Genomic DNA, 21,750 nt, shown 5'->3' with positions numbered 1-21,750 from the left:
GAACAGGTGCAGGACAAGGCCACGCGCTGGCTATGGTCGTACAATCACGAGCGCCCGAACATGGCACTCGGCGGCATCACGCCAATGCAGAAACTGGCTCGTGCCGCATAGCTCCACTTTTGGTGTCCGCTAAAAGCGGGGGGATTACCAGGGGGCCGATGGTCCTTTCATGGCGGTGCAGGCAGCGGTACGCATCTGCCCGGCGCCTGATCTCCCGTACATCGTCTTCGGTCCAGCCCACCCGCGGGAGGGTCGGGACGTCTTCGAGTCCATATCCTCCACGGTCGGAAGCGTCGGCCCGGGTGTAGATCGTCGTTTCGCCGAACCACGCGCTGCCGGACTTCTCGACGCTCTCGACGTTTCCGACCCCACCGCCGTCAGGGCCGGTGTGTTCGTAGGGTCCCCGCCAGATCGGGCGGTACACGAGGAAGCCGGAGTCGACGTATCCGTTTTCGCCATCGGGCTCTTTCGAGACATAGATCGATTTCGGCCAGAAGACAACGCCCGACGCCAGGCAGGCGAGTGCCACGCCGATCGCGATCAGCGGCTTTGCCTTGACACGAAGGAGCGCGACGCCGATGCCTGTGGACAGGCAGGAAAGAACGAACAACACCAGCGCCACACCGCCAAGCCCTTCCGGATCAAGCCTCAATCCGAGCATGCCAAGGGGCGTCGATACCAGCCTGGGAAACAGGGCGGCCAGGGCAAGCGCTGCCAAGCATGCAGCGATAGACGTGGGTGCCAAGAATGATTTTTTTATCATGTGCCTGTCCATGCATTGCACAGCTGCCGACTGCGTGGATGAGGCAGTGAAAAATGGAAATTGGGCTGTATGCCATCGCCGGTAAGATGCTGGCCTGGAGTATCCCCTCCCTGCTTGTTCCGTAGTGGCATCGATAGCGGATCTGGAGCCGTCGCTATAGCATGGGATCGGACTGGTCCTGTGCCCACAGCCAGAACGTGTCGCCGTAATCGCTGTCCTCGATCTTCGGGAACCGCTCGCCTTGCCGGAAATGGCGCCGGGAGCCGGCCTTGGCCGGGGTTTGCCACCAGCCGGTGCGCGGGCAGGACTCGCCTGCCGGTACGCGTCCGGGCTTGGATTCAATCGTGCCCAGGCCTGCATCGAAGGGAATGGTTTCGCCGGGAACGCGCTCGATCAGGGTCCAGCCGGTAGCGCGCCATTCTGTTACTGGATTTTCCCCGTATTTGTTGCCATCTTGATCAAGCATTTCTTCCATTCGAAGTAGAACTTTGCAGTCGAGCCAATCATCTCCTTCCGCAAGAGCGGCGGGGCAGCTTTTATCGGCATCAGGTAAATAGATTCCGCTTTTCGGGACTTTTTTTCCTTCAGTGACTCTAAACTCCGGATTGAGTTGATAGAAAGGCCAGCGTTCGGGTGGGTCAAGGGGGCCTCTAGCTGAGCGATTGTATCTGTTGGTCAGTGCTCCAGAACTCCAAACTCGATCATGAGTGCGCGCTATATTGCTTGCCCGTTGCTGTGACGCACTTAGCAGTTGATGGTAAACATCCTGTGCATTCGGGATCACGGCGGTGACGTGCGGCTCGTCCATCCAGCCTGCCCAGTACTCGGTTTGTCCGCGATGCCCGCCCGTGACTCCCCAGGCAGCACCCAGGGCGCTGAGGTCCCCGTGGCTGAGATTGATGTAGGCGCGGTACAGGTTTTGCTGCGTGCTGCGAAAATTGGGCAGCACCCGTTCACCCCAGACGATGTCCGGCTGATCCGGCAGCCCGCGACGCCTGTAGTCCGGTGGAAGGTGTTCCATGAACACCTCCAGGCACCGCTCGACGTGCTGGACCATCGCCTCCCACTGGTCGCGCATGGGCGCAAAATACTCGGGCGAGCTGTAGCGCTCGAGTAGATAAACTTCCTGGGGGATCAGCGGCGTGGGCATGTGACGGTACTCAAGTTGGTGCGGGACGTGGTTGTCGCTTACTGGCTGTACCAGTTGTTCTTGAGAGTGGGCACGCCGACCAAGCCAACCGGTTCGCCGAAATCACTGTAACCCCAGCCGGTAGCCTGACGTGAGCCGAGGCCGCCAACTTCCAGGTCGGCGGGGTCCAGCACGATCTGCCGTGCGCCCCCTTCAAGGACGTATTCGGAGCCCGCTTCCAGGCGTTGCGAAGCAGCGGCACCCTCCCAGGCGCGCAACGGGCGGCCCGGCGGCACGGTGTAGGTGACGTACTCGCCATTGCCGTTCCAACTGGTCCACACGGCGAATCTGCGCCGCCATTCAGCCTTGCTGTGGAGCTGCTTGAACTCGGCCTCGGTCATCCAGAAAACGCCGTTGTCGAATGACCGCTGCCCGGGGTCCACGACTCGATACAGCCTAGTGCCAGGCGGATAGGTGACTGCGGTGATATTGCCATGAAACGTCTCGAAGGTATTCCGAAGAGGTTGGCGCGCATTTCCGCTGATGTCTGGCCAGCCCCTCAAATTTGGTGCTTCGTCAACTGCTTCGTGAACCAAGCGTCTGCTCCTGTCCACCCACTCCGGCTTCGCCCGTTCGAACTGCGCCAGTTCGTCGTCCACCCTCGGGCGGGCATACGCATGCGGGTTGCGCGCATTGACGATGGCGCGGTACTGCATGTCGGCCTCGATATCGAGGCGGCGGGCCAGTTGCTGCAGCCAGTGCCTGACCGGGGCGAGCGCCTCGGCCAGCTTGCTGTTGGCGAGCCGGCGCACGCGCAGCACGGATTCGAGCAGTTGCCCGGCCCGGGTGCCGAGCGCTGTGCTTCCCCAGCGCTGGATCATCTGGACGAACTTGCGCAGTGCGCCGATGAGTTCGTCGAACACCGACGTCAGCCGGGAAACGGTCAGCATGCCCGCGAGCCGGCGCACCTCTCCGGCCAGGTGCCCGTAGATGTTATCGATGCGCAGGCGGGAGATGGCCCGCCTCACCGCCGGCCGGGCCAGGAATTCGTTGAGCTTGAGGATGCCTGCTTCGACGAAACGTTCGGTGGCGCGCCAAAGGTCGGAGTCCAGCGCCGCACGACTACCCGTGAGCACGCCCCGACGGCCGTACGAGAACAGGATCTTTAGGCAGCCCTTGACCAGTGAGCCCAGAGTCGGGAAGAGGCCTATCAGGGTGAGGACGAGCGCCACCCAGGCCCATTTATTGGAGGTGTCCTCGTGAATCTTCCGGCAGTTGGCAACGAGATCGCGCACATCGCAGATCTGGTCCACGATGGGAATCATCGAGATGGCGGTATTGGTAATAACCTGGGCGGTCGTCTGTTCCTCGTTGAAGTCGCCCTGCAGGACCTCCCAGATCCATTCCGCGGCGGCGCTCAGGTCCTGCTTCGCACTGTTGAGCCAGCGCGACGGCGCAGCGGCATACCATGCCAGCGCGTTTTCCAGTTCATCCCACATCGATGCCAGTTCCTTTTAGCCGAGCCGGGATTGTGCCGCCGCGATCAGTTTCTCCAGCGGCTCCGGTGGATCATCCTTTTCCGGGGTGCGGGGTTCGTATTCGACACGCTCCGCCCTGTCGGGCACGTTCTCATGGCGGGCATGACCGTTCTCGTCGAGCTTGCCGGAAACGATCTGGCCGCCCGCAAAGAAGATCTTGTAGGCCTGTCCGGCGAACGGTTCGTTTTCTGGGTCCCGATGATCGATCTCGATCCAATTTTCGAGTTCGACGGCCGAATCTGGCAGCGCGGCGATTCGTGGCGCATCGAGGGCCCCACCCCTGAACGGCCCCTGCGCCCCCTTGACCGTGAAGTTCCCCGGACACTCGAACGTGATGTTCCCACCCTCCAGCGTCACCTTCGTCTGCCCCGCCTGCAGCACGATCTTCTCCGCCGCCAGCACGTCGATCCGCTCGTCCGTGGCGGTGACGCTCACCGATTGATCGGCCAGCAGTTCAAGCTTGTCCGTATGCGCCTGCAGGCTGACCGGGCCGTTGGCCGCGATCGCCCGGATCGGGCCGGCGTGGGCGTACAGCGCCGCGTGCTGGCCGCTGACGCTGGAGAGGGTCTGCCCGGCGGTGAACTGCCCGTCCTGCTGCACCGTCAGGTGCAGGCTGCCGCCCGCGTAGGCAACGGCGCTCTTCTGCGTGGCCAGGGCGATCGACTCCGGCGACTCGGCCACCAGCTTCGGGTCGGCGAAGCGTTCCACCGGGTCTTCGCCCGGCTCGCGCCCGCCGCCGGCCGGCTTCATCGCGCTCTGGCCGTTGACGCTGCCGCTGTAGCAGCCCTGTTCCTCCGGATCGATGGCCTCGCGCAGCGCGGTCAGCTGCTCGTTGGCGCTGAACCCGGGGACCTGCTGCTGGCACAGGGTGTCGTCCAGCCCCCCGGCGGTGCGCTCGGCGCCCTTGAGCTGGGCGACGGCCTCGCCGATGTCCAGCTGGGTGGAGGTGGCGCCGGGCCGGGCGGTGGTCGAGAGCAGCAGGCCCTGGCCGGCGTGGACGTTGCCCCAGCCTTCGCTGGCCAGCTCCACGCCCTCGCCGCGCAGGCCGCCGCGGCGGGTGTCGCCGTGGTCGATGAGATAGCCCAGCTCCAGCCGGCTGTCGGCCAGGCTGGTGTGCAGGCGCGTGCGCAGCTGCCCGGGCGTGTCGTCCACCACCCACTGCTGGGTGCCGCCCGCGTCGTGCGACTGCGTGTGCAGGCCGCTCAGGGTGCCGGGATGGTTGGACGCGCCGTCGATGCCGCCGGCGAACGGCGGGGCCACTTCGCCGTTGTAGAGCTGGCCGGTGATGCGCGGCTGGTCGATGTCGCCGTGGGCGAACTCGACCAGCACCTCGGCGCCGATGCGCGGCAGGAAGTGGCTGCCCCAGTTGGGGCCGGCCAGCCACTCGGCCACCGGCACCCAGGTGCCGCTGGTGGCATCGCCGGGGGCGTGGCCGGGATGGCTGCTGGCGGTGTCGGTGAGGCCGCCGGGGTTGGGCGCCGGGCCGCGCTGCCAGGCGAACTGGATGCGTACCCGGTGGTCGCGGTTGGGCGTGACCGCGGCTTCGGGCAGGCCGACCACGCGGGCGGTCTGCGGGCCGTGCACGGTCGGGCGCGGACGCGGCAGCGGCGCAATCGGCACCCCGGCAGGGATGGCCACGAAGCGGTTGCGATAGCTGCCGTGCTCCAGATCCGGCGCGGCCAGCAGCGCGGTGATGCCGCTGCCCAGGTTGTTGACCCCCACGTGGGCCACGTTGAGCGGCACGAAGCCGGCCCCTTCGTGCACGCTGTGCTGCACCAGCGAGTACGCAACGCCGGCGGCAAGATCACGCACGCTGCCGCTGCCGGAATACAGCTCCTGCGGCAGGCGCATGGCGTCCAGGCGGTGCCCGGCTTCCGCGGCGGCGTGGGCGCTGTCTTCGAACCGGCCGTCGCCGGGCTGGGTATACACCTCCAGCGCCGGCAGCCCGCTCGGGTCGGCCTCGGCGATGCCGGTGGTGCTGGCCAGCCGCTCGCTGTGCCAGCTCCCCACCTGGCTGCGGCTGGGCACCAGCCGGCGCTGGCGGGTGAAGGCGCTGATGGCGTCGTCGCGCTCGGTCGCATCCACCCGGTGGAAGCGCAGCGCGCGCCCTTCCGGCGCCTCGGCCTGCTGGTCGAAGACCACCAGGGTGTGGCCGGCGCCGGCGCCATCTTCTCCCTCCGCCTGGGCGTGCTCGTAGCGCCAGGCCAGCCCCGCATCGGCCAGCAGGCGGGTGACGAACTCCCAGTCGCTCTCGCGGTACTGGGTGGTGATCGCGCGCACCGGAAGCTGGCGGGTGACGTCGAAGCGCCAGTCGGCCTGCGGGTAGTCGGCAAAGAGCTGTTCCAGCACGCCGCGCAGATCCAGATCCTGGAACACCAGCGCGTTGCGGCGGTGGGTGAGCAGCGCCGTCCAGGGCTCGACCAGCAGCCGGTAGCGGGCCAGGCCGCCGTCGCCGCCCAGCGGCGCCACGGCGGTACACAGGCCGTGCCAGCGGCGCTTGCGCCCGCCCGCGCCGGCCAGCCGCAGGGCCAGCGGCTGGCCCAGCAGGTCGTCGGGATCCAGGAATGCGCTGGTGGCCAGCACGTCCACCTCGAACCGGAACGGCGCGCACACCGCCTCGCTGCCTTCGAAGCGCTCCACCACCAGCCCCTCCACCGGGGCGTCCAGGCGGATCAGGCGCGCGTGCTGGGAAGGGGTGGACAGCGCTGCCAGCGCCTGGCGGGCCACGGACTCGGCGTCCGGGTACGTCCTGTGTACGGCCATCGTTGCATCCTGCAATCGGTGATGACGATCGGAAAGCATGGGTAGCGGGCCCGGCCTTGTCAATGCGCGCGCATGCCGGGCCGTCACCCGTGTTGTGTAGCCTTGTGCGCATGAGCACATCCCAGACCCCTTCCGAGAACCGCGCCCCGCTGCGCGGACAGCTTGAATTCGCCGAAACCGACGCCCTGCTGCGCGACGACGTGCGCCGGCTGGGCGCGATGGTGGGCGAGATGCTGGCCGAACAGGTGTCACCGGCGCTGCTGGACCAGGTGGAGACGGTGCGCCGGGCCGCGATCGCCCGGCGCGAGAACGGCGAGCCGGTGGACGCGCTGGCCGCGGAGCTGGCGCAGGTGTCGCCGGCCAACGCCGACGCGCTGGTGCGGGCGTTCGCGGCCTGGTTCGGCGCCATCAACCTGGCCGAGCGGGTGCACCGCATCCGCCGCCGCCGCGACCACCAGCGCAGCGATGACGGCCCGCAGCCGGGCGGCCTGGAGGCGGTGCTGGCGGCTCTGCACGCCGACGGCGTGGGCCTGGACGAGCTGCAGGCGCTGCTGCCGCGGATGTGGGTGGAGCCGGTATTCACCGCCCATCCCACCGAGGCGGTGCGGCGCGCGCTGCTGGCCAAGGAGGAGGTGATCGTGGATCGCCTGCTGGCGGACATCGACCGCAGCCGCACCCCGGAAGAGCGCCTGAGCGACGAATCGCGCATCCGCCAGGCGCTGGCCACCACCTGGCAGACCTCCGAGGCGCCGCCGCGGCGGCCGACGGTGACCGACGAGGTCGACCACATCGGCCACTACCTGGGCGTGCTGTTCCGGGTGCTGCCGGCGTTCTACCAGGTGTTCGGCGACGCGGTTGAGCGGGCGTGGGGCGAGCGCATCCGGCTGCCCAACGTGCTGCGCTTCGGCACCTGGGTGGGCGGGGACATGGACGGCAACCCGAACGTGGGCGCCGACACCATCGAGGCCGCGCTGGCCGCGCAGCGCGCGCAGGTGCTGGCGCAGTATCGCGACGAGCTGCGGGGGCTGGGCCGGGTGCTGACCCAGACCCGCGACCGCGCCGGCGTCAGCAGCGACGTGGAGGAGCGGCTGGCCGCCTACCGCGATGCGATGCCGGAAGCCGCCGCGGCACTGCGCGCGCGGCAGGAGGACATGCCCTACCGGCAGCTGCTGGTACTGATGTCGGCGCGGCTGGATCCTGATGCGGACAACGCCTATGCGGGCGTGGATGATTTCCTCGCCGACCTGGAGCTGATCGACGCCAGCCTGGCCGCCCACCGCGGCGACCGCGCCGGGGGACATGCGCTGCGGCGCCTGCTGCGGCGCGTGCGCAGCTTCGGCTTCCACATGGCGGCGCTGGATCTGCGCCAGGACTCGGCCGCCCACGACGCTGCGCTGGGCGCGCTGGAAGGCGACGCGGGCTGGGGCGAGCGGCCGCTGGAGCAGCGCCTGGAGCGCCTGCACGCGCTGATCCAGACGCCGCGCCCGGAGCGGCCGGATGCGGACGCGGCGGCGTCTTCGCTGGAGGTGTTCCGCACGGTGAAGTCGGCGCGTGCCCGCTACGGTGACGACGCCTTCGGCCCCTACATCGTCAGCATGAGCCGCAGCGCCGCCGACGCGCTGGCGGTGCTGGCGCTGGCGCGCATCGCCGGCTGCACGGAGGGCGAGGGCGATGGCGAGGTGCCGCTGGACGTGGCGCCGCTGTTCGAGACCGTCGACGACCTGGACGCGGCCGCCGGGGTGATGCGCTCGCTGTTCGACGACCCGGTGTACCGCCGCCACGTGCGCGCCCGCGGCGATCGCCAGATCGTGATGCTGGGTTATTCCGACAGCGCCAAGGACAGCGGTTTGCTGGCCTCGCGCTGGGCCCTGCAGCGCGCCCAGGTGGATCTGATGCGGCTGGCGCACGAGGCGGGGGTGCGGCTGGTGTTCTTCCACGGCCGCGGCGGCTCGATCAGCCGCGGCGGCGGCAAGACCGGGCGCGCGATCATGGCCGCGCCGCGCGGCACCGTCGACGGCCGCCTGCGGGTGACCGAGCAGGGCGAGGTGATCCACCACAAGTACGGCATCCGCGCGCTGGCGCTGCGCAACCTGGAACAGACCACCGGCGCGGTGCTGCGGGCCAGCCTGCGTCCGCGGCCGAAGGAGCCGCGCGCGCGCGGCTGGCGCGATGTTGCCAGCGGCCTGGCCGCCCACTCGCGCAGCGCCTATCGCGCGCTGGTGCACGACGACCCGGGCTTCAACGCCTACTTCCGCGCCGCCACGCCGGTGGACGTGATCGAGCGCCTGCAGATCGGCTCGCGTCCCTCGCGCCGCCGCGACGGCGGCATCGCCAACCTGCGCGCGATCCCGTGGGTGTTCTCGTGGTCGCAGAACCGCTCCGGCCTGACCGGCTGGTACGGCGTGGGCCACGCGCTGGAGCAGGGCATTGCCGAGCACGGGCACGAGGCCATGGCGGAGATGGCGCGCGACTGGCCGTTCTTCGCCGCCATGCTCGACGACGTGGAGATGCTGCTGGCGAAGTCGGATCTGGATATCTTCGAGCGCTACTCGCGCCTTGCCGGTGACGCCCACGACGCGTTCTTCCCCGGCATCGCCGCCGAGTTCGCCCGCACCCGCGACGCGATCCTGGCGATCAAGGGCGAGGACGAGCTGCTGGCCAACGATTACCGCCTGCGCCTGTCGATCCGCCTGCGCAATCCCTACGTCGATCCGATCAGCCTGCTGCAGGTGGAGCTGCTGCGCCGCTGGCGCGAGGAGGGCAGCGGTGATGACGAGCTGCTGCGCGCCCTGTTCGCCACCGTCAACGGCATCGCCGCCGGCGTCCAGAACACCGGCTGATCAATGCCGTGGGGCGGGCGTAGACTCGGGGGCTCCCCCAGCCGGATGCAGGCCATGACCGACAGCGAACCCGTCTTCCACACCAACCCGATGTCGCGCGGCCGGATCGTGCGCTGGATGCTCGAGGAGCTGGGCGTGGAGTACCGCACGGTGGTGCAGGAATACGGGAAGAGCATGAAGTCGCCCGAATACCTGGCCATCAACCCGATGGGCAAGGTGCCGGCGCTGCAGCATCGCGGCGTGGTGGTGACCGAGGCGGCGGCGATCTGCGCGTATCTCGCCGACGCCTTTCCGGACGCCGGCCTGGCGCCGGCGGCGGACGATCCGCTGCGCGGCCCGTACCTGCGCTGGCTGTTCTTCGCCGCCGGGCCGGTGGAGGCGGCGGTTTCCGCCAATTCGCTGGGCCAGCTTCCGCCGCCGGACAAGGCCGGCTTCGTCGGCTACGGCAGCTATGAGCAGGCCATGGACACCCTGGAGCAGGCTGCGGCGTCCGCCTCGCCGTGGCTGCTGGGCGAACGGTTCACGGCGGCCGATGTGTACGTCGGCAGCCAGGTGGATTTCGGGCTCGCGTTCAAGTCGATCCCCGAACGCCCGGCGTTCACCGCCTGGGCCGAGCGCCTGCGCGCGCGCGACGCCTACCGGCGGGCCAGGACGCTCGACGACGCGCTGATGCCCGGAAAAGACTGAGCCCGCCGCGGGCCGCTCCGTCAGGGGCCGATGGCCCTTGTCCGGGCTATTCGATATATTCGGCCAAACATAACGAACGGTGGCCGCCATGCATGTCCGCTTTGCCCTGATCCTGCCCGTCCTGCTTGCCGCCTCCGTCGCTGTCGCGGTTGCTGGCGATACGCCGGGTTCGCGGGATGCGCTTCCACCGCAGTGCGACACCTTCACCTGGGATGTGACGAACGAACTCGCGGCGCTGCAGTCGCCTTCCCTCGCCAGCGTGGCCGGTAACGGCAACAACGTCGAAACCCCGCGCATCGGGCTGCGCATCCGCCACGACGTCCGGCTGCACCCGCAGGCGGAGGTGACGCTTGCCGCGGACCCGGGCAGGGCGCATTCCGGGGATGCGGCGGCCGGGCTGCTGGTGTTCCAAGTGCCCGAGGACGGCCGCTACCGCGTTTCGCTCACGACAGGACACTGGGTCGACGTGATCGATGGCGGGCAGGTGGTCTCCTCGCTTGACCATCACGGCCAGCGCGGCTGCCCGCTGCTGCGCAAGGTGGTCGAGTTCGACCTGGCCGGCGGCCACGACCTGTTGCTGCAGATCGTCGGCGGCGCGGGCAGTGAAACCGGCCTGCTGGTGACGCCGGCCGACCCGTAGGGCGGGTCTTGACCGCCCTACGGTCAGCGCAGCCTGCGGTGCAGGGTGCGGACTTCGGCGTCGAGCGCTTCGGCGGCCTGCTGCTGGATGCGGCGGTAGCGCTCGACAACTTCCTCGCCCATGGCGGTGAGCCTGGCACCGCCGCCGCCGGCACCGCCCTTGGAGGTCTCCACCACCGGGGTGTCGAAGTGGCGGTTCATTGCGTCGATCAGGTCCCAGGCGCGCCTGTAGCTCATCTTCATGCGCCGGCCGGCGGCGGAGATCGAGCCGGTGTCGCGCACGTGTTCAAGCAGGTCGACCTTGCCCGGGCCGATCACCAGGCCGGTGTCGAAGACCACGCGGATCTGCAGGCGGGCAATCGGTTTGTCTGCTGCCATCGGGGCGTCCGGCCGGTTGGGTCGGGACGATGATAGCCGCAGCCCGCGCCGGGCCTGCGGCGAGCGCCCGGCCGCGGACCGGTCAGCGCGTTGCCGGCGCCTCCGCGTCCACCGCCGCCTTGACCGCTTCGATCAGCCCGCGCCGCGCCGCCACCAACTCGCTGGAAGTCGCCTGCGGCCAGGCCGCGACCTGGGCGATGACCAGCCCGCGCGCCGGGTCTACGTGGAGCAGCTGGCCGAAGATGCCGATCGCCGAATAGCTGCCGCCGCTGTCGGTCCACCACTGGTAACCGTAGCCGCGCTCGGGCGCGTTTTCGGCGTCCTCGCCGCGGGTGGCGCCCTGCATCCAGGCTTCGGCGATCACCGGCTCGCCGTCGATGCGCCCGTCTTCAAGCATGAACTGGCCCAGCCGGGCGTAGTCGGCCAGGGTCGCCGACAGGCCGCTGCCGCCGGTGTTGCTGCCGTCGCATTCGTCGCGGATCCACCAGGCGTCGGCGGCCATGCCGTAGGGCTTCCAGATCGCGTCCGACAGGTAGTGGGCCAGCGGCCGGCCGGTGGCGCGCTCGACCACGACGCCGAGCAGGTCGGTCTCGGCGGTGTTGTAGCTCCAGTGCGCGCCCGGCGGGTGTTCGCGCGGCAGCGCGCGCAGGTAGCTGAGCGCGTGCGAGCGGCCCGGCACGCAGGCGCCCAGGTACATCCGGGCCACGTCGGATGCCGGGTCGGCGTAGTCCTCGTTCCAGCGCACGCCCGAGGTCATGGTGAGGAGCTGGCGCACGCTGACGCCGTCGTAGGCGCTGCCGGCAAGCTCGGGCACGTAGGCGGTGAGGGCGTCGTCCAGGCTCGCGATGTGCCCCTGCTGCAGGGCGATGCCGAGCAGGGTGGAGGTGACCGATTTGGCCACCGAGAATGACTCCCAGCGGTCGTCGGCGGTGAAGCCCAGGCCGTGGCGCCGCAGGCGGACCTTGCCCTCGTGCAGCACCATCAGGCCGGCGACGTGGTGGCGCTGCATGTAGTCGTCCAGCCAGGCTTCGCCGCCGGCCAATGCCAGCGGTTCGCCGTCGGGAAGTGCGCGCACATGTTCGCCGCGGGCGGCGCGATCGCTGGGGAAGCGCTGCTGCATCCGCCGGAACTCTGCCTCGCGCTGCGCCTGCGGCCAGAACAGCACGGCCTCGCGCTGCTCGCCGATGGTCGGGCCGGGCGCGGGGCCGGCGGGCGATGCGCAGCCGGCCAGGACCAGCAGCAGCGCGGTGAACGGCAGGAGGAAACGGGTGGACATGTGCATGGGCGTGCGGTCGGAGCGGGCGTTGCTTCCGCTGCTGGATGGACCACCATGGTACGCGGGGCGCGTGGGACGCAGCCTGCCCTGCGGAGACCGGGCAAGCGCTGAAGTGGAAGCCGCGGCCGCCAGTCGATATACTCCCCCCTACTATCGATCAACACCCCCTCCGTGCCCCATTCCCCCGAGGAAAAAAAGAAGGTCCTGGCCCGCATCCGCCGCATCCGCGGCCAGTGCGAGGGGCTGGAGCGGGCGCTGGAGGCGGGGGCGGACTGCGCGCCGGTGCTGCAGCAGATCGCGGCGATCCGCGGCGCGGTCAACGGGCTGATGAGCGAGGTGCTTGAATCGCACCTGCGCGAACAGTTCGGCCAGCCGGCGGACGACCAGGCCGAACGCGATGCCCGCGTTGCCGAGATGACCGGGCTGATCCGCTCCTACCTCAAGTAAGCCACCGTCGCGGCGCCGGGCGCCGCTTCCCCCACACATCGTTCATTGCAGGAGTACGCCATGAAGACCCGTGCCGCCGTTGCCTTTGAAGCCGGAAAGCCGCTGGAGATCGTCGAACTGGATCTGGAGGGCCCGAAGAAGGGCGAGGTGCTGGTGAAGATCACCCACACCGCGCTGTGCCATACCGACGCCTTCACCCTGTCGGGCGAGGATCCGGAGGGCGTGTTCCCGGCGGTGCTGGGCCATGAAGGCGCGGGCATCGTGGTCGAGGTCGGCGAGGGCGTGACCAGCGTGAAGCCGGGCGACCACGTGATCCCGCTCTACACCGCCGAGTGTGGCGAGTGCCTGTTCTGCAAGTCCGGCAAGACCAACCTGTGCGTGTCGGTGCGCGCCACCCAGGGCAAGGGCGTGATGCCCGACGGCACAACGCGCTTCTCCTACAACGGCAAGCCGGTCTACCACTACATGGGCTGCTCGACCTTCGCCGAGCACACCGTGGTGGCCGAGGTCTCGCTGGCGAAGGTGAACCCGGAGGCGAACCCGGAGCACACCTGCCTGCTCGGCTGCGGCGTGACCACCGGCATCGGCGCGGTGCACAACACGGCGAAGGTGGCCGAGGGCGACAGCGTGGCGGTGTTCGGCCTGGGTGCGATCGGCCTTGCCGTGATCCAGGGCGCGAAGCAGGCGAAGGCCGGGCGCATCATCGCCATCGACACCAACCCGGCCAAGTTCGAACTGGCCAAGCAGATGGGCGCGACCGAGTGCGTGAACCCGAAGGACTTCGACAAGCCGATCCAGCAGGTGATCGTGGAGATGACCGAGTGGGGCGTTGACCACAGCTTCGAGTGCATCGGCAACGTCGAGGTGATGCGCGCGGCGCTGGAGTGCGCGCACCGCGGCTGGGGCCAGAGCGTGATCATCGGCGTAGCCGGCGCGGGCAAGGAGATCAGCACCCGGCCGTTCCAGCTCGTCACCGGGCGCAAGTGGATGGGCACCGCGTTCGGCGGCGTGAAGGGCCGCACCCAGCTTCCGGGCATGGTCGAGGACGCGATGAAGGGTGACATCGAGCTCGGGCCCTTCGTCACCCACACCCTGCCGCTGGAGCGGATCAACGAGGCTTTCGAGCTGATGGAAAAGGGCGAGTCCATCCGCACCGTCATCCGTTACTGAGGAGTTGAGATGGAACGCATCGAACACCGCGCCAGCTTCGGCGGCTGGCAGGACGTCTACCGGCACGGGTCGAAGGTGCTGGGCTGCGACATGACCGTGGGCGTGTACTTCCCGCCGCAGGCCGAACAGGGCCCGTGCCCGGTGCTGTACTGGCTCAGCGGGCTGACCTGCAACGAGCAGAACTTCATCACCAAGGCCGGCGCGCAGCGCTACGCGGCCGAGCACGGGATCATCATCGTGGCCCCGGACACCAGCCCGCGCGGCGAGGGCGTGGCCAACGACGAGGGCTACGACCTGGGCCAGGGCGCGGGCTTCTACATCAACGCCACCCGCGAGCCGTGGGCGAAGCATTACCGGATGTACGACTACGTCGTCGAGGAGCTGCCCGAGTGGGTGGAATCCGACCCGGCCGCCAGCGACCGGCGTGCGATCAGCGGGCACTCGATGGGCGGGCACGGCGCGCTCACCATCGCGCTGAAGAACCCCGGCCGCTACCGCAGCGTGTCCGCGTTCTCGCCGATCGTGGCGCCTTCGCAGGTGCCGTGGGGCGAGAAGGCGTTTGGCGCGTATCTCGGCGATGACCGCGAGGCGTGGAAGCAGCATGACGCGGTGGAGCTGGTGAAGCGGGGTGCGGCGGAGAAGCTGCCGCTGTTCATTGACCAGGGCGGCGATGACGAGTTTCTGGAAGGGCAGCTGAAGCCGGAGCTGCTGCGCGAGGCGGCCGAGGCTGTCGGCCATCCGCTGGAGCTGCGGATGCGGCCTGGCTACGACCATAGCTATTACTTCATCGCCAGCTTTATTGGCGAGCACCTTGCACACCATGCCAAGGCGATGAAGGCCTGACGGGACTCGACTGGCCAGCCGGATTCCGCTGTTGCCATGGGTCACGCGGCTTCGCGCGCATGGCGCGCTCCTACAGAGGGGGCGGCGGGATCCGGGGGTGGTGGGGTCAGGGGACGGGTGGGGGGTGCAGGGTGAAGTCGGCGTAGGCGAAGCGGTGGTCGCGGAGGATGGTTTCGCCGCGCTGCAGGGGCAGGGGGCGGTCAAACATCGGGCCGGCGCTGACGCAGGTGTGGAATTCGCCGTTCTCGCCGCAGGGATCGACTCCGGCGGGCAGGTCGGCGAGCAGCGCGGCATCAAGTTCGCGGCCGGCGAATCCGGCGTCGAGCTGCTGCGCATCCACGCAGCACAGGCGGGTGCGCAGGCCGCCGGCGATCATGTCGCGGGCAAGCTGCGCGGTGTCGCTGCCGAACAGCGGGAACAGCGCCCGCCAGCCGAGGCGTTCGCACAGCGCCCGGCGCCAGTCGCGCACGTCGGCCAGCAGCAGGTCGCCGAAGGCGATCGTCGACAGCCCCGGCCGGCGCCGCGCCGCGCGGGCCAGGCCGTCGGCAAACGTGGCTTCATAGGTCGCGTTGTCGCACTGCTGCGGGATCCATGCCTCCACCAGCGGCAGTCCGGCGGCGTCGGCCTGGGCCAGTAGCACGTCGCGGCGGATGCCCTGCATAGAGACCCGGTCGTGGCCCTCGGTGAAGGTGGTCAGCAGGCCGGCCACTTCCACTTCGCCCGCCTGCCGCAGCGCGTGCAGCGTCCACGCCGCGTCCTTGCCGCCGCTCCACGACAGCAGCGCCGGGGTTCGCGCCGTATCCATCAGCCGCGCGGATCAGCGCACGTTGCGCAGCTCCCACGCACCGCCGGCCAGCAGGCCCAGGCGGTGGCGCAGGATGTCGCCGGGAATCGTGGTCTCGACCACCAGGTCGACGCCGAGGTTGCGCTGGCGGCCGCTGGCCGTGGCCTGCGCGTCGATGACGCCGAGCGCGGGGTCGACTTCGTCGGGCTCTTCCTGGGTCTGGCGCCAGCGCTCGAACAGCGCGGTGCTGCGCAACGCGTCCTGCAGCGCTTCGGCGATGCCTTCCGGCCCGCGAGCGGTCATTGCGAACTCGCCGGCCTGGTCGAGCTTCGAGGTGTCCGGCAGCCTGATGTCGTATACGGCCATGGCAATCCCTGGTGACGGAAAGCACCAGTGTGCCCGCTCCCGTGTCGCCGTGCCGTGTGCGCCAATGCAGATCGAATCAGCCGGATACGCCGGCTCAGTTCCTGCGGCCGCGCTCGGCTTCCAGCTTCTCGGCCTTCTCCTTGTGGCGGATGAAGATCGGGATCCCGACCATGATGCCGAGCATGATCAGCGCGCCGCCGATCGTCAGCCAGCCCACCGGACGCGCCAGCAGCTCCACCAGAACCGGATGCATGTGAACCTTCCTCTTGCCTGATCCAGGCCCCGATCATGGGCAGGAATCAGGCCCCGGGCCTTGATTGCAATCAAGGCCCGGCGGAGCGCTCAGCGCTGCGGATACGCCCGCGGCAGGCCGCCCTCGGCGCGCGGCGCCGGCGTGTGCATGTAGCGGTCGCGCAGCTCGGTCTGGCGCGAACGCATCCGGATCGGCGTGCCGTTGAACCACACCTGCTCGGCGGTATGCGCTACGTCCAGCGGGTCGCCCGTCCACAGCGCCAGGTCGGCGCGCATGCCCACGGCGATGGTGCCGATCTGGTCGCCCACGCCGAACACTTCGGCCGGCACCCGGGTAAGGCCCGCCAGGCCGTCTTCCCACGGCAGCCCGTGGGCGACCGCGTTGCCCGCCAGCTGGCGCAGCTTGCGGGCCTGGTGGGTGGCGTCGCCGGACTGGGTGAAGCCGACCTCGACCCCGGCCGCCCGCAGGCGCGCGGCGTTCTCCAGGGTGGCGGCGACCTGGTCGAAGCCCGACGGCAGGTTGTCCAGCGGATCGACGAACACCGGCACCCCGGCCGCGGCCAGCTGCGGCGCCAGGCGCCAGGCCTCCGAGCCGCCGCTGATGGCGATGTCCACACCGTGGCGGCGCGCCCAGCGCAGCAGCTGGCGGATGTCGGCGGCGCGATCCACGCCCACCACGATCCGGCCGTTGCCGTCCATGAACCGGGCCAGCGCGGTGCGCCCGGCGGGCGTGAGCAGGGCGGCGTGCGAGTCCGCCGGGATCCGGCCGCGGGCCTCGTCCACCAGCTGGTCGAGCAGCATCCACTGGGCGGCGCGCGAGTTGCCGGTGAGGCCGGAGGCGCGCGCGCCCAGGCGCACGGCGAGCGTCTTCGGCCCGGCCGGGTCGGGGTCGCCGTCCAGGCGGAACACCGCGCCCTGGCCGCCGATGATCGAGCCGCCGGCCGAGGTGCCCGGGTTGACCAGGGTGAAGCCGATGCCCTCGTAGGTGCTCACCGGGATCACCATCGAGTCCGGGTTGTAGGCCAGGGTCACGTCGAACTCGGGACGCACCACCATGTCCTTGGCGCCGTCGCCGAGCGCCAGCGTGTTGTCGCGCGCGCTTTCCTCGCCCGACACCTCCTCCACGCCCATGCCGGTGATGCCGCCGAACAGCGCGGGCGTGAGCGGCTTGCCGCCGGCCTCGACCTCGTTGGCGACATCGGCCTCGAGCCCGCGGCCGATCGCGGCGATGCGGCCATTGCGCACCAGCACGTCGAACTCCTCCAGCGGCGCGCTTCCTTCGACCGCGGTGTGCACGGTGGCGTTGCGGATCAGCAGATCCTGGGCAAAGGCGGGCGCGGACAGTGCCAGCGCCAGCGCGGTGGCGGCCAGCGCCTTCGCGCTGCGGCTGCAGCGGCTCATCGGGCACCTCCTTCGGAGCCGAAGCCAAGGGTGAAGTCGGCCTCGGGCTGCAGCGCCGGGTTGGCGCGGTCGAACAGCAGCGCGCCGTCGATCCACACGTTCTCGGCCAGGGCGTAGGAGCTGAAGGGGCTGCCGTTCCACAGCACCACGTCGGCCATCTTGCCGGTCTCCAGGGTGCCGACCTGGTCGGCGATGCCCATCGAGCGTGCCGGGTTGGCGGTCAGCCAGCGGATCGCGCGCTCGGGCGCGATCTCCATGCCGGCGCGGCGCGCGCTGGCCATCACCTTGGCCGCCTCCTGGTTCAGGCGCTGGATGCCTTCGCCCGAATCGGAGTGCACGATCGCGCAGCTGTTGGCTGGGCGATCCACCAGGGCCACGTTTTCCTGGATGCCGTCCAGCGCCTCCATCTTGAAGCCCCACCAGTCCGCCCACAGCGCGGCGCAGGTGCCGGCCTGGGCCAGTTCGTCGGCCAGCTTGTAGGCCTCCACGCCGTGGTGGAAGGCGGCGACCTGGAAGTTGAACTCCTCGGCCAGGTCCATCATCTGCGCGATCTCGTCGGCGCGGTAGCAGTGGATGTGCACCAGCACGTCGCCGTTGATGGCGCCGGCCAGGGTGTCCAGCTTGAGGTCGCGCTTGCCCGGGCCGCTGCTCTCGCCGCCCGATGAACCGCGGCCGCGGCGGCTGGAGGAGTCATCCGAGCCCTGGTGCTTGGCCAGGTACTCGGTGGCATCGATGAAGGCGGCGCGGTAGCCGGCCATGTTGCCCATGCGCGTGGCCGGGCCGCCGCGGCTGCCGTAGACGCGCTTGGGGTTTTCGCCGCAGGCCATCTTCAGTCCGTGCGGGGCGCCGGGGAACTTCATGCCCTGCACGGTGGTGGAGTACACGTTCTTGAGCGTCACCCCGCGCCCGCCGACCAGGTTGGCCGAGCCGGGCAGGATCTGCAGCGAGGTGACCCCGCCGGCCAGCGCCGCGGCGAAGCCCGGATCCTGCGGCCAGACCGAATGTTCGGCCCACACGTGCGCGGTGACCGCGCCGGTCATCTCGTTGCCGTCGCTGTGCGCGCGCACGCCGGGGCTGGGGTACACGCCCAGGTGCGAGTGCACGTCGATGATGCCCGGGGTGACCCACTTGCCGGTGCCGTCCACCAGCTGCGCGCCTTCCGGTGCCGCCAGGCCCTGGCCGACCGCGCTGATGCGCCCGCCTTCCATCAGCACGTCCGCGCCTTCCAGGCGCTCGCCGGTGCCGGTGAGCACGGTGGCGCCGCGGATCAGCACCGGCGCGGCGGCGACCGCCTCGTAGGTGCTCGTGTAGGGGTCTTCGGCGAAGCGCGGCACGTCGTTGGCCTGCGCCAGGGCGGGCAGGGCGAACAGGGCCGCGGCCAGCGCGGCGGTCAAGGGTCGGAGCATCAGGGGTTCCCCAGCAGAGCGGTCGAAAGTTCCAAGCTATCCCGGCAGCCACCACCTGCCAACGTGACTGAAGTCATGGCCGTGGCAGAATCCCTGTCCCACACTTGATTGATGCAGCGCGCCCGCCCAGCCCGCGGCCGCGCCGACAGGACGCATATGAAGGAAAAGGAAGAAATCGTTGAAAACTGGCTGCCGCGCTACACCGGCGTGCCGCTGGAGGCGTTCGGCCAGCACATCCTGCTGACCAACTTCGGCGGCTACCTGGGCCATTTCAGCCGCCTCACCGGCGCGCCGATCGTCGGCACCGACCGGCCGATGCCCAGCGCCACCGCCGACGGCATCACCATGATCAACTTCGGCATGGGCAGCCCCAACGCCGCCACCCTGATGGATCTGCTCTCGGCCATTGCTCCGAAGGCGGTGCTGTTCCTGGGCAAGTGCGGCGGGCTGAAGAAGAAGAACCGGCTGGGCGACCTGATCCTGCCGATCGCCGCCATCCGCGGCGAGGGCACCAGCAACGACTACCTGCCCGCCGAGGTGCCGGCGCTGCCCGCCTTCGCCCTGCAGCGCGCGGTGTCCACCATGATCCGCGACCTCGACCACGACTACTGGACGGGCACCGTCTACACCACCAACCGCCGGGTGTGGGAGCATGACGAGGCGTTCAAGGAGTACCTGCAGCGGCTGCGCTGCATGGCCATCGACATGGAAACGGCCACCATCTTCGCCGCCGGCTTCGCCAACCGCATCCCCAGCGGCGCGCTGCTGCTGGTCTCCGACCAGCCGATGATCCCGGAAGGGGTCAAGACCGAGGCCAGCGACGCGAAGGTGAGCGCGGATTTCGTCGAGAACCACATCCAGGTCGGGATCGAGGCGCTGCGCCTGATCCGCCGCAACGGCAAGTCGGTGCGGCACCTGCGCTTCTGATCCCCACCGCTACTGAACCCCTTTTACCGGAGCACCCCCATGAATCGCTGGACACTGCCCCTCATCGCCGCCCTGGCCGCCGTGTCGCTGGCGGCCTGCGCCGAGCCCGCGCCGCCTGCGCCGCAGTCCGCGCCCGAAGCGTCGACCCAGGCCGTCCAGGCCGTTGATGCCGGGGACGCGCCGGCGCCGGATGCGATGGCGGACGCCAGCTTCCAGTGGCCGACGATGACCGTCTACAAGACCCCGTACTGCGGCTGCTGCGGGGTGTGGATCGAGCATGCCGAAGCCGCGGGCATCCCGGTGGAGGCGGTGAACGTCGACGACATGGGGCCGACCAAGCAGGAGCTGGGCGTGCCCTACGGCAAGGGCTCGTGCCATACCGCGACCATCGACGGCTACTTCATCGAGGGCCACGTGCCGATCGCCGACATCCGCCGGCTGCTGGAGGAACGGCCCGACGCGCGCGGCCTGACCCTGCCGGGGATGCCCGCCGGTTCTCCGGGCATGGAAATGCCCGACGGCAGCGCCGATGCGTTCACCGTGGAGCTGGTGGCCCGCGACGGCAGCACCAGCCAGTGGGCCCACCACCCGGCGCGGGAGGCGGCGCGATGACCACGGCCAGTGAAGTGGTGGCGTTCTGGAGCGAGGCCGGGCCGAAGCAGTGGTTCAACGGCGGCGAGGACTTCGACCGCGAGTGCGAGTCGCGGTTCTACGGCGCGCACATGGCCGCGGCCCGGCGCGAGTACGAGGACTGGATGGAGGATGCGGAGGGCGTGCTGGGGCTGCTGATCCTGCTCGACCAGATCCCGCGCAACATCTTCCGCGGCAGCGGCCACGCCTTCGCCACCGACGCCCTGGCGCTGCACTACGCCCGGCGCGCGGTGGAGGCCGGGCTGGATGTCCAGGTCGATCCGGAGCTGCGCACCTTCGTGTACCTGCCGTTCGAGCACTCCGAGGACATCGCCGACCAGCACCGGGCGGTGGAGCTGTTCAGGGCCATGGGCAACGAGACCTACCTGGACTACGCGGTCAGGCACCAGGTGGTGATCGAGCAGTTCGGTCGCTTCCCGCACCGCAACCGCGCGCTGGGCCGCCAGAGCAGCCCGGAGGAGCAGGCGTGGCTGGACGCCGGCGGCGGGTTCTGACCGGGGCTCAGTAGCGCGCGATCGAGGTGTCCACGGTGGTGGCCCAGGCTTCGATGCCGCCTTCCACGTTGGACACGTCGGTGAAGCCGAGCGCGATGAAGTGCGCGGCGCCCTGCAGGCTGCTCTGGCCGGTGTGGCACAGGAAGGCCAGCGGGGTGTCCTTCGGCAGCGCTTCCAGGCGCGCGCGGGAGTCGCCTTCCAGGGTTTCGTGCGGGACGTTGACCGAGGCGTGGGCGCGCTCTTCCGCACGGCGCACGTCCACCAGGGTCAGGGTGCCGGCGCGCACGCGCGCATCGGCCTCGGCCGCGGACAGCCGGGGCACCTGCGGGCCGGGCCGGGGCGCGTTGGGGTTGTCGATGGCCAGGCCCTTGCCGCGCATGTCGTCGACCCAGTCGATGGTGATGCCGTCGGCGCGGCGTGCGCTGGCCGGGTCGAACTGGATGCGCAGGCCCTCGGTCTCCACCGCGATGGCGTTGGCGCTGGCCGCGGCGATCTGGAAGTTGGGGCGGAAATTGCCGTCGATCGACAGCGCCAGCGCGTTGCCCTCGCCGGAATCGGCCAGCGCCTTGCGCAGCATCTCCGCCGCGGCCGGGGTCACGGTGACGTTGGACGGCGGGGTGCGGTCGACCGGCGGCAGGCCCAGGGCCTCGTTCAGCTCGCCGCTGTTGGCCATCTCCTCGATGATGTCGCTGCCGCCCACCAGCTCGCCGCCGATGTACAGCTGGGGGATGGTCGGCCAGTCGCCGTAGGCCTTGATGCCCTCGCGGATTTCCGGATCCGACAGCACGTCCACGTGGGCGTATTCGATCCCCAGGCCGTTGAGCACGCCGGAGGCCTTGGCCGAGAAGCCGCACTGCGGCATTTGCGGCTGGCCCTTCATGAACAGCACCACCCGGTTGTCGTTGAGCAGGGTGTCGATGCGGGCGCGCAGGGCGGGGTCGAGGCTCATGGCAGCAGTTCTCCGGCGGGGAACCGCTCATTTTACGCCCGTGGCAG

22 protein-coding genes are annotated in these 21,750 nt (G+C 69.7%); 10 read left to right on the top strand and 12 right to left on the bottom strand.

The features are described 5' to 3' along the window. Positions 1-111 (top strand): integrase core domain-containing protein (locus tag ACOZ90_RS13990; RefSeq protein WP_479724350.1); only part of this gene is annotated, 111 nt, incomplete at its 5' end. Here the strand turns inward: ACOZ90_RS13990 and ACOZ90_RS08240 are convergent. The 4 genes from ACOZ90_RS08240 to ACOZ90_RS08225 all read right to left on the bottom strand — a co-directional run bounded on the left by ACOZ90_RS08240 (position 77) and on the right by ACOZ90_RS08225 (position 6,193). Next, entirely contained in the window at positions 77-718 is a 642-nt protein-coding gene (locus ACOZ90_RS08240; protein WP_422893176.1) for a hypothetical protein, read from the bottom strand. The two genes, ACOZ90_RS13990 and ACOZ90_RS08240, sit on opposite strands and share 35 nt — an antisense overlap. Before the next feature lie 199 nt (positions 719-917). Further along, positions 918-1,913, bottom strand: a complete 996-nt coding sequence (locus ACOZ90_RS08235) for a hypothetical protein (RefSeq protein ID WP_422893175.1) — start codon at positions 1,911-1,913, stop codon at positions 918-920. A 38-nt stretch (positions 1,914-1,951) separates the two neighbouring features. After that, a complete protein-coding gene (locus tag ACOZ90_RS08230) occupies positions 1,952-3,391 on the bottom strand; it encodes a hypothetical protein (RefSeq protein ID WP_422893174.1) in 1,440 nt (479 codons plus the stop codon). 15 nt (positions 3,392-3,406) lie between these two features. Further along, positions 3,407-6,193, bottom strand: coding sequence for a type VI secretion system Vgr family protein (locus tag ACOZ90_RS08225; protein ID WP_422893173.1), 2,787 nt, complete (start codon positions 6,191-6,193; stop codon positions 3,407-3,409). 110 nt (positions 6,194-6,303) lie between these two features. On the opposite strand from ACOZ90_RS08225, the gene ppc reads away from it, so the two are divergent. From ppc to ACOZ90_RS08210, 3 genes are all read left to right on the top strand, one after another. Beyond that, complete coding sequence (gene ppc / locus ACOZ90_RS08220; RefSeq protein WP_422893172.1) at positions 6,304-9,033, top strand: phosphoenolpyruvate carboxylase; 2,730 nt, start codon at positions 6,304-6,306, stop codon at positions 9,031-9,033. A gap of 54 nt (positions 9,034-9,087) precedes the next feature. Then, positions 9,088-9,720, top strand: coding sequence for a glutathione S-transferase family protein (locus ACOZ90_RS08215; RefSeq protein ID WP_422893171.1), 633 nt, complete (start codon positions 9,088-9,090; stop codon positions 9,718-9,720). An 88-nt stretch (positions 9,721-9,808) separates the two neighbouring features. Next, positions 9,809-10,360: a hypothetical protein gene (locus tag ACOZ90_RS08210; protein ID WP_422893170.1), complete on the top strand. Its 552-nt coding sequence runs from the start codon at positions 9,809-9,811 to the stop codon at positions 10,358-10,360. 23 nt (positions 10,361-10,383) lie between these two features. Here ACOZ90_RS08210 and ACOZ90_RS08205 read toward each other — a convergent pair whose 3' ends face one another. Together ACOZ90_RS08205 and ACOZ90_RS08200 are read right to left on the bottom strand one after the other, a co-directional pair. Further along, positions 10,384-10,737 carry a winged helix-turn-helix domain-containing protein gene (locus tag ACOZ90_RS08205; protein WP_422893169.1) on the bottom strand — a complete coding sequence of 118 codons (354 nt, stop codon included), beginning with the start codon at positions 10,735-10,737 and terminating at the stop codon, positions 10,384-10,386. An 82-nt stretch (positions 10,738-10,819) separates the two neighbouring features. After that, the gene (locus tag ACOZ90_RS08200; RefSeq protein ID WP_422893168.1) at positions 10,820-12,013 is read right to left on the bottom strand and encodes a serine hydrolase domain-containing protein; all 1,194 of its coding nucleotides are present in this window, start codon (positions 12,011-12,013) and stop codon (positions 10,820-10,822) included. A 171-nt stretch (positions 12,014-12,184) separates the two neighbouring features. Between ACOZ90_RS08200 and frmR the strand changes: the two genes are divergently transcribed. Genes frmR through fghA form a run of 3 tightly spaced genes read left to right on the top strand, consistent with a single transcriptional unit; the run spans position 12,185 to position 14,473 of the window. After that, the gene (gene frmR / locus ACOZ90_RS08195) at positions 12,185-12,460 is read left to right on the top strand and encodes a formaldehyde-responsive transcriptional repressor FrmR (protein WP_422893167.1); all 276 of its coding nucleotides are present in this window, start codon (positions 12,185-12,187) and stop codon (positions 12,458-12,460) included. A gap of 60 nt (positions 12,461-12,520) precedes the next feature. Continuing rightward, complete coding sequence (locus ACOZ90_RS08190) at positions 12,521-13,630, top strand: S-(hydroxymethyl)glutathione dehydrogenase/class III alcohol dehydrogenase (protein WP_422893166.1); 1,110 nt, start codon at positions 12,521-12,523, stop codon at positions 13,628-13,630. Positions 13,631-13,639: 9 nt separating this feature from the next. Then, complete coding sequence (gene fghA / locus ACOZ90_RS08185) at positions 13,640-14,473, top strand: S-formylglutathione hydrolase (RefSeq protein WP_422893165.1); 834 nt, start codon at positions 13,640-13,642, stop codon at positions 14,471-14,473. Between the two features lie 106 nt (positions 14,474-14,579). Here the strand turns inward: fghA and ACOZ90_RS08180 are convergent, their stop codons facing one another. From ACOZ90_RS08180 to ACOZ90_RS08160, 5 genes are all read right to left on the bottom strand, one after another. Further along, the gene (locus tag ACOZ90_RS08180; RefSeq protein WP_422893164.1) at positions 14,580-15,278 is read right to left on the bottom strand and encodes a Dph6-related ATP pyrophosphatase; all 699 of its coding nucleotides are present in this window, start codon (positions 15,276-15,278) and stop codon (positions 14,580-14,582) included. Positions 15,279-15,290: 12 nt separating this feature from the next. Then, positions 15,291-15,623, bottom strand: coding sequence for a hypothetical protein (locus ACOZ90_RS08175; protein ID WP_422893163.1), 333 nt, complete (start codon positions 15,621-15,623; stop codon positions 15,291-15,293). Positions 15,624-15,717: 94 nt separating this feature from the next. Then, complete coding sequence (locus ACOZ90_RS08170; RefSeq protein WP_422893162.1) at positions 15,718-15,876, bottom strand: hypothetical protein; 159 nt, start codon at positions 15,874-15,876, stop codon at positions 15,718-15,720. Positions 15,877-15,965: 89 nt separating this feature from the next. Continuing rightward, complete coding sequence (locus ACOZ90_RS08165; RefSeq protein ID WP_422893161.1) at positions 15,966-17,276, bottom strand: amidohydrolase family protein; 1,311 nt, start codon at positions 17,274-17,276, stop codon at positions 15,966-15,968. Next, positions 17,273-18,682, bottom strand: a complete 1,410-nt coding sequence (locus ACOZ90_RS08160) for an amidohydrolase (protein WP_422893160.1) — start codon at positions 18,680-18,682, stop codon at positions 17,273-17,275. The genes ACOZ90_RS08165 and ACOZ90_RS08160 overlap by 4 nt, the downstream gene beginning before the upstream one ends. 156 nt (positions 18,683-18,838) lie before the next feature. Here ACOZ90_RS08160 and ACOZ90_RS08155 point away from each other — a divergent pair, with 156 nt between their 5' ends. The 3 genes from ACOZ90_RS08155 to ACOZ90_RS08145 are packed head-to-tail and all read left to right on the top strand — an operon-like array spanning position 18,839 to position 20,754. Then, complete coding sequence (locus tag ACOZ90_RS08155; protein ID WP_422893159.1) at positions 18,839-19,609, top strand: AMP nucleosidase; 771 nt, start codon at positions 18,839-18,841, stop codon at positions 19,607-19,609. A gap of 39 nt (positions 19,610-19,648) precedes the next feature. Further along, positions 19,649-20,221, top strand: a complete 573-nt coding sequence (locus ACOZ90_RS08150) for a DUF411 domain-containing protein (RefSeq protein ID WP_422893158.1) — start codon at positions 19,649-19,651, stop codon at positions 20,219-20,221. Next, on the top strand, positions 20,218-20,754 hold the full coding sequence (locus ACOZ90_RS08145) for a DUF924 family protein (RefSeq protein ID WP_422893157.1): 537 nt from the start codon (positions 20,218-20,220) through the stop codon (positions 20,752-20,754). Before ACOZ90_RS08150 ends, ACOZ90_RS08145 begins: the two co-directional genes overlap by 4 nt. Positions 20,755-20,761: 7 nt before the next feature. Here ACOZ90_RS08145 and grxD read toward each other — a convergent pair whose 3' ends face one another. Next, complete coding sequence (grxD, locus tag ACOZ90_RS08140) at positions 20,762-21,703, bottom strand: Grx4 family monothiol glutaredoxin (RefSeq protein WP_422893156.1); 942 nt, start codon at positions 21,701-21,703, stop codon at positions 20,762-20,764. Between the last annotated feature and the right edge of the window lie 47 nt (positions 21,704-21,750).

The organism is Luteimonas dalianensis, from assembly GCF_049339425.1.
GTDB lineage: Bacteria > Pseudomonadota > Gammaproteobacteria > Xanthomonadales > Xanthomonadaceae > Luteimonas > Luteimonas dalianensis.
This window is presented reverse-complemented; position numbering and strand designations above follow the sequence as displayed.

Excerpts from the sequence above, each read along its gene's own strand:
- ACOZ90_RS08180 (WP_422893164.1), bottom strand. The coding sequence starts at position 15,278 with ATGGATACGGCGCGAACCCCGGCGCTGCTGTCGTGGAGCGGCGGCAAG.
- fghA (WP_422893165.1), top strand. The coding sequence starts at position 13,640 with ATGGAACGCATCGAACACCGCGCCAGCTTCGGCGGCTGGCAGGACGTC.
- ACOZ90_RS08190 (WP_422893166.1), top strand. The coding sequence starts at position 12,521 with ATGAAGACCCGTGCCGCCGTTGCCTTTGAAGCCGGAAAGCCGCTGGAG.
- ACOZ90_RS08205 (WP_422893169.1), bottom strand. The coding sequence starts at position 10,737 with ATGGCAGCAGACAAACCGATTGCCCGCCTGCAGATCCGCGTGGTCTTC.
- ACOZ90_RS08150 (WP_422893158.1), top strand. The coding sequence starts at position 19,649 with ATGAATCGCTGGACACTGCCCCTCATCGCCGCCCTGGCCGCCGTGTCG.
- ACOZ90_RS08170 (WP_422893162.1), bottom strand. The coding sequence starts at position 15,876 with ATGCATCCGGTTCTGGTGGAGCTGCTGGCGCGTCCGGTGGGCTGGCTG.
- ACOZ90_RS08200 (WP_422893168.1), bottom strand. The coding sequence starts at position 12,013 with ATGTCCACCCGTTTCCTCCTGCCGTTCACCGCGCTGCTGCTGGTCCTG.
- ACOZ90_RS08175 (WP_422893163.1), bottom strand. The coding sequence starts at position 15,623 with ATGGCCGTATACGACATCAGGCTGCCGGACACCTCGAAGCTCGACCAG.
- grxD (WP_422893156.1), bottom strand. The coding sequence starts at position 21,703 with ATGAGCCTCGACCCCGCCCTGCGCGCCCGCATCGACACCCTGCTCAAC.
- ACOZ90_RS08145 (WP_422893157.1), top strand. The coding sequence starts at position 20,218 with ATGACCACGGCCAGTGAAGTGGTGGCGTTCTGGAGCGAGGCCGGGCCG.
- ACOZ90_RS08160 (WP_422893160.1), bottom strand. The coding sequence starts at position 18,682 with ATGCTCCGACCCTTGACCGCCGCGCTGGCCGCGGCCCTGTTCGCCCTG.
- ACOZ90_RS08165 (WP_422893161.1), bottom strand. The coding sequence starts at position 17,276 with ATGAGCCGCTGCAGCCGCAGCGCGAAGGCGCTGGCCGCCACCGCGCTG.
- ACOZ90_RS08210 (WP_422893170.1), top strand. The coding sequence starts at position 9,809 with ATGCATGTCCGCTTTGCCCTGATCCTGCCCGTCCTGCTTGCCGCCTCC.
- ACOZ90_RS08230 (WP_422893174.1), bottom strand. The coding sequence starts at position 3,391 with ATGTGGGATGAACTGGAAAACGCGCTGGCATGGTATGCCGCTGCGCCG.
- ACOZ90_RS08155 (WP_422893159.1), top strand. The coding sequence starts at position 18,839 with ATGAAGGAAAAGGAAGAAATCGTTGAAAACTGGCTGCCGCGCTACACC.
- ppc (WP_422893172.1), top strand. The coding sequence starts at position 6,304 with ATGAGCACATCCCAGACCCCTTCCGAGAACCGCGCCCCGCTGCGCGGA.
- ACOZ90_RS08225 (WP_422893173.1), bottom strand. The coding sequence starts at position 6,193 with ATGGCCGTACACAGGACGTACCCGGACGCCGAGTCCGTGGCCCGCCAG.
- ACOZ90_RS08235 (WP_422893175.1), bottom strand. The coding sequence starts at position 1,913 with ATGCCCACGCCGCTGATCCCCCAGGAAGTTTATCTACTCGAGCGCTAC.
- ACOZ90_RS08215 (WP_422893171.1), top strand. The coding sequence starts at position 9,088 with ATGACCGACAGCGAACCCGTCTTCCACACCAACCCGATGTCGCGCGGC.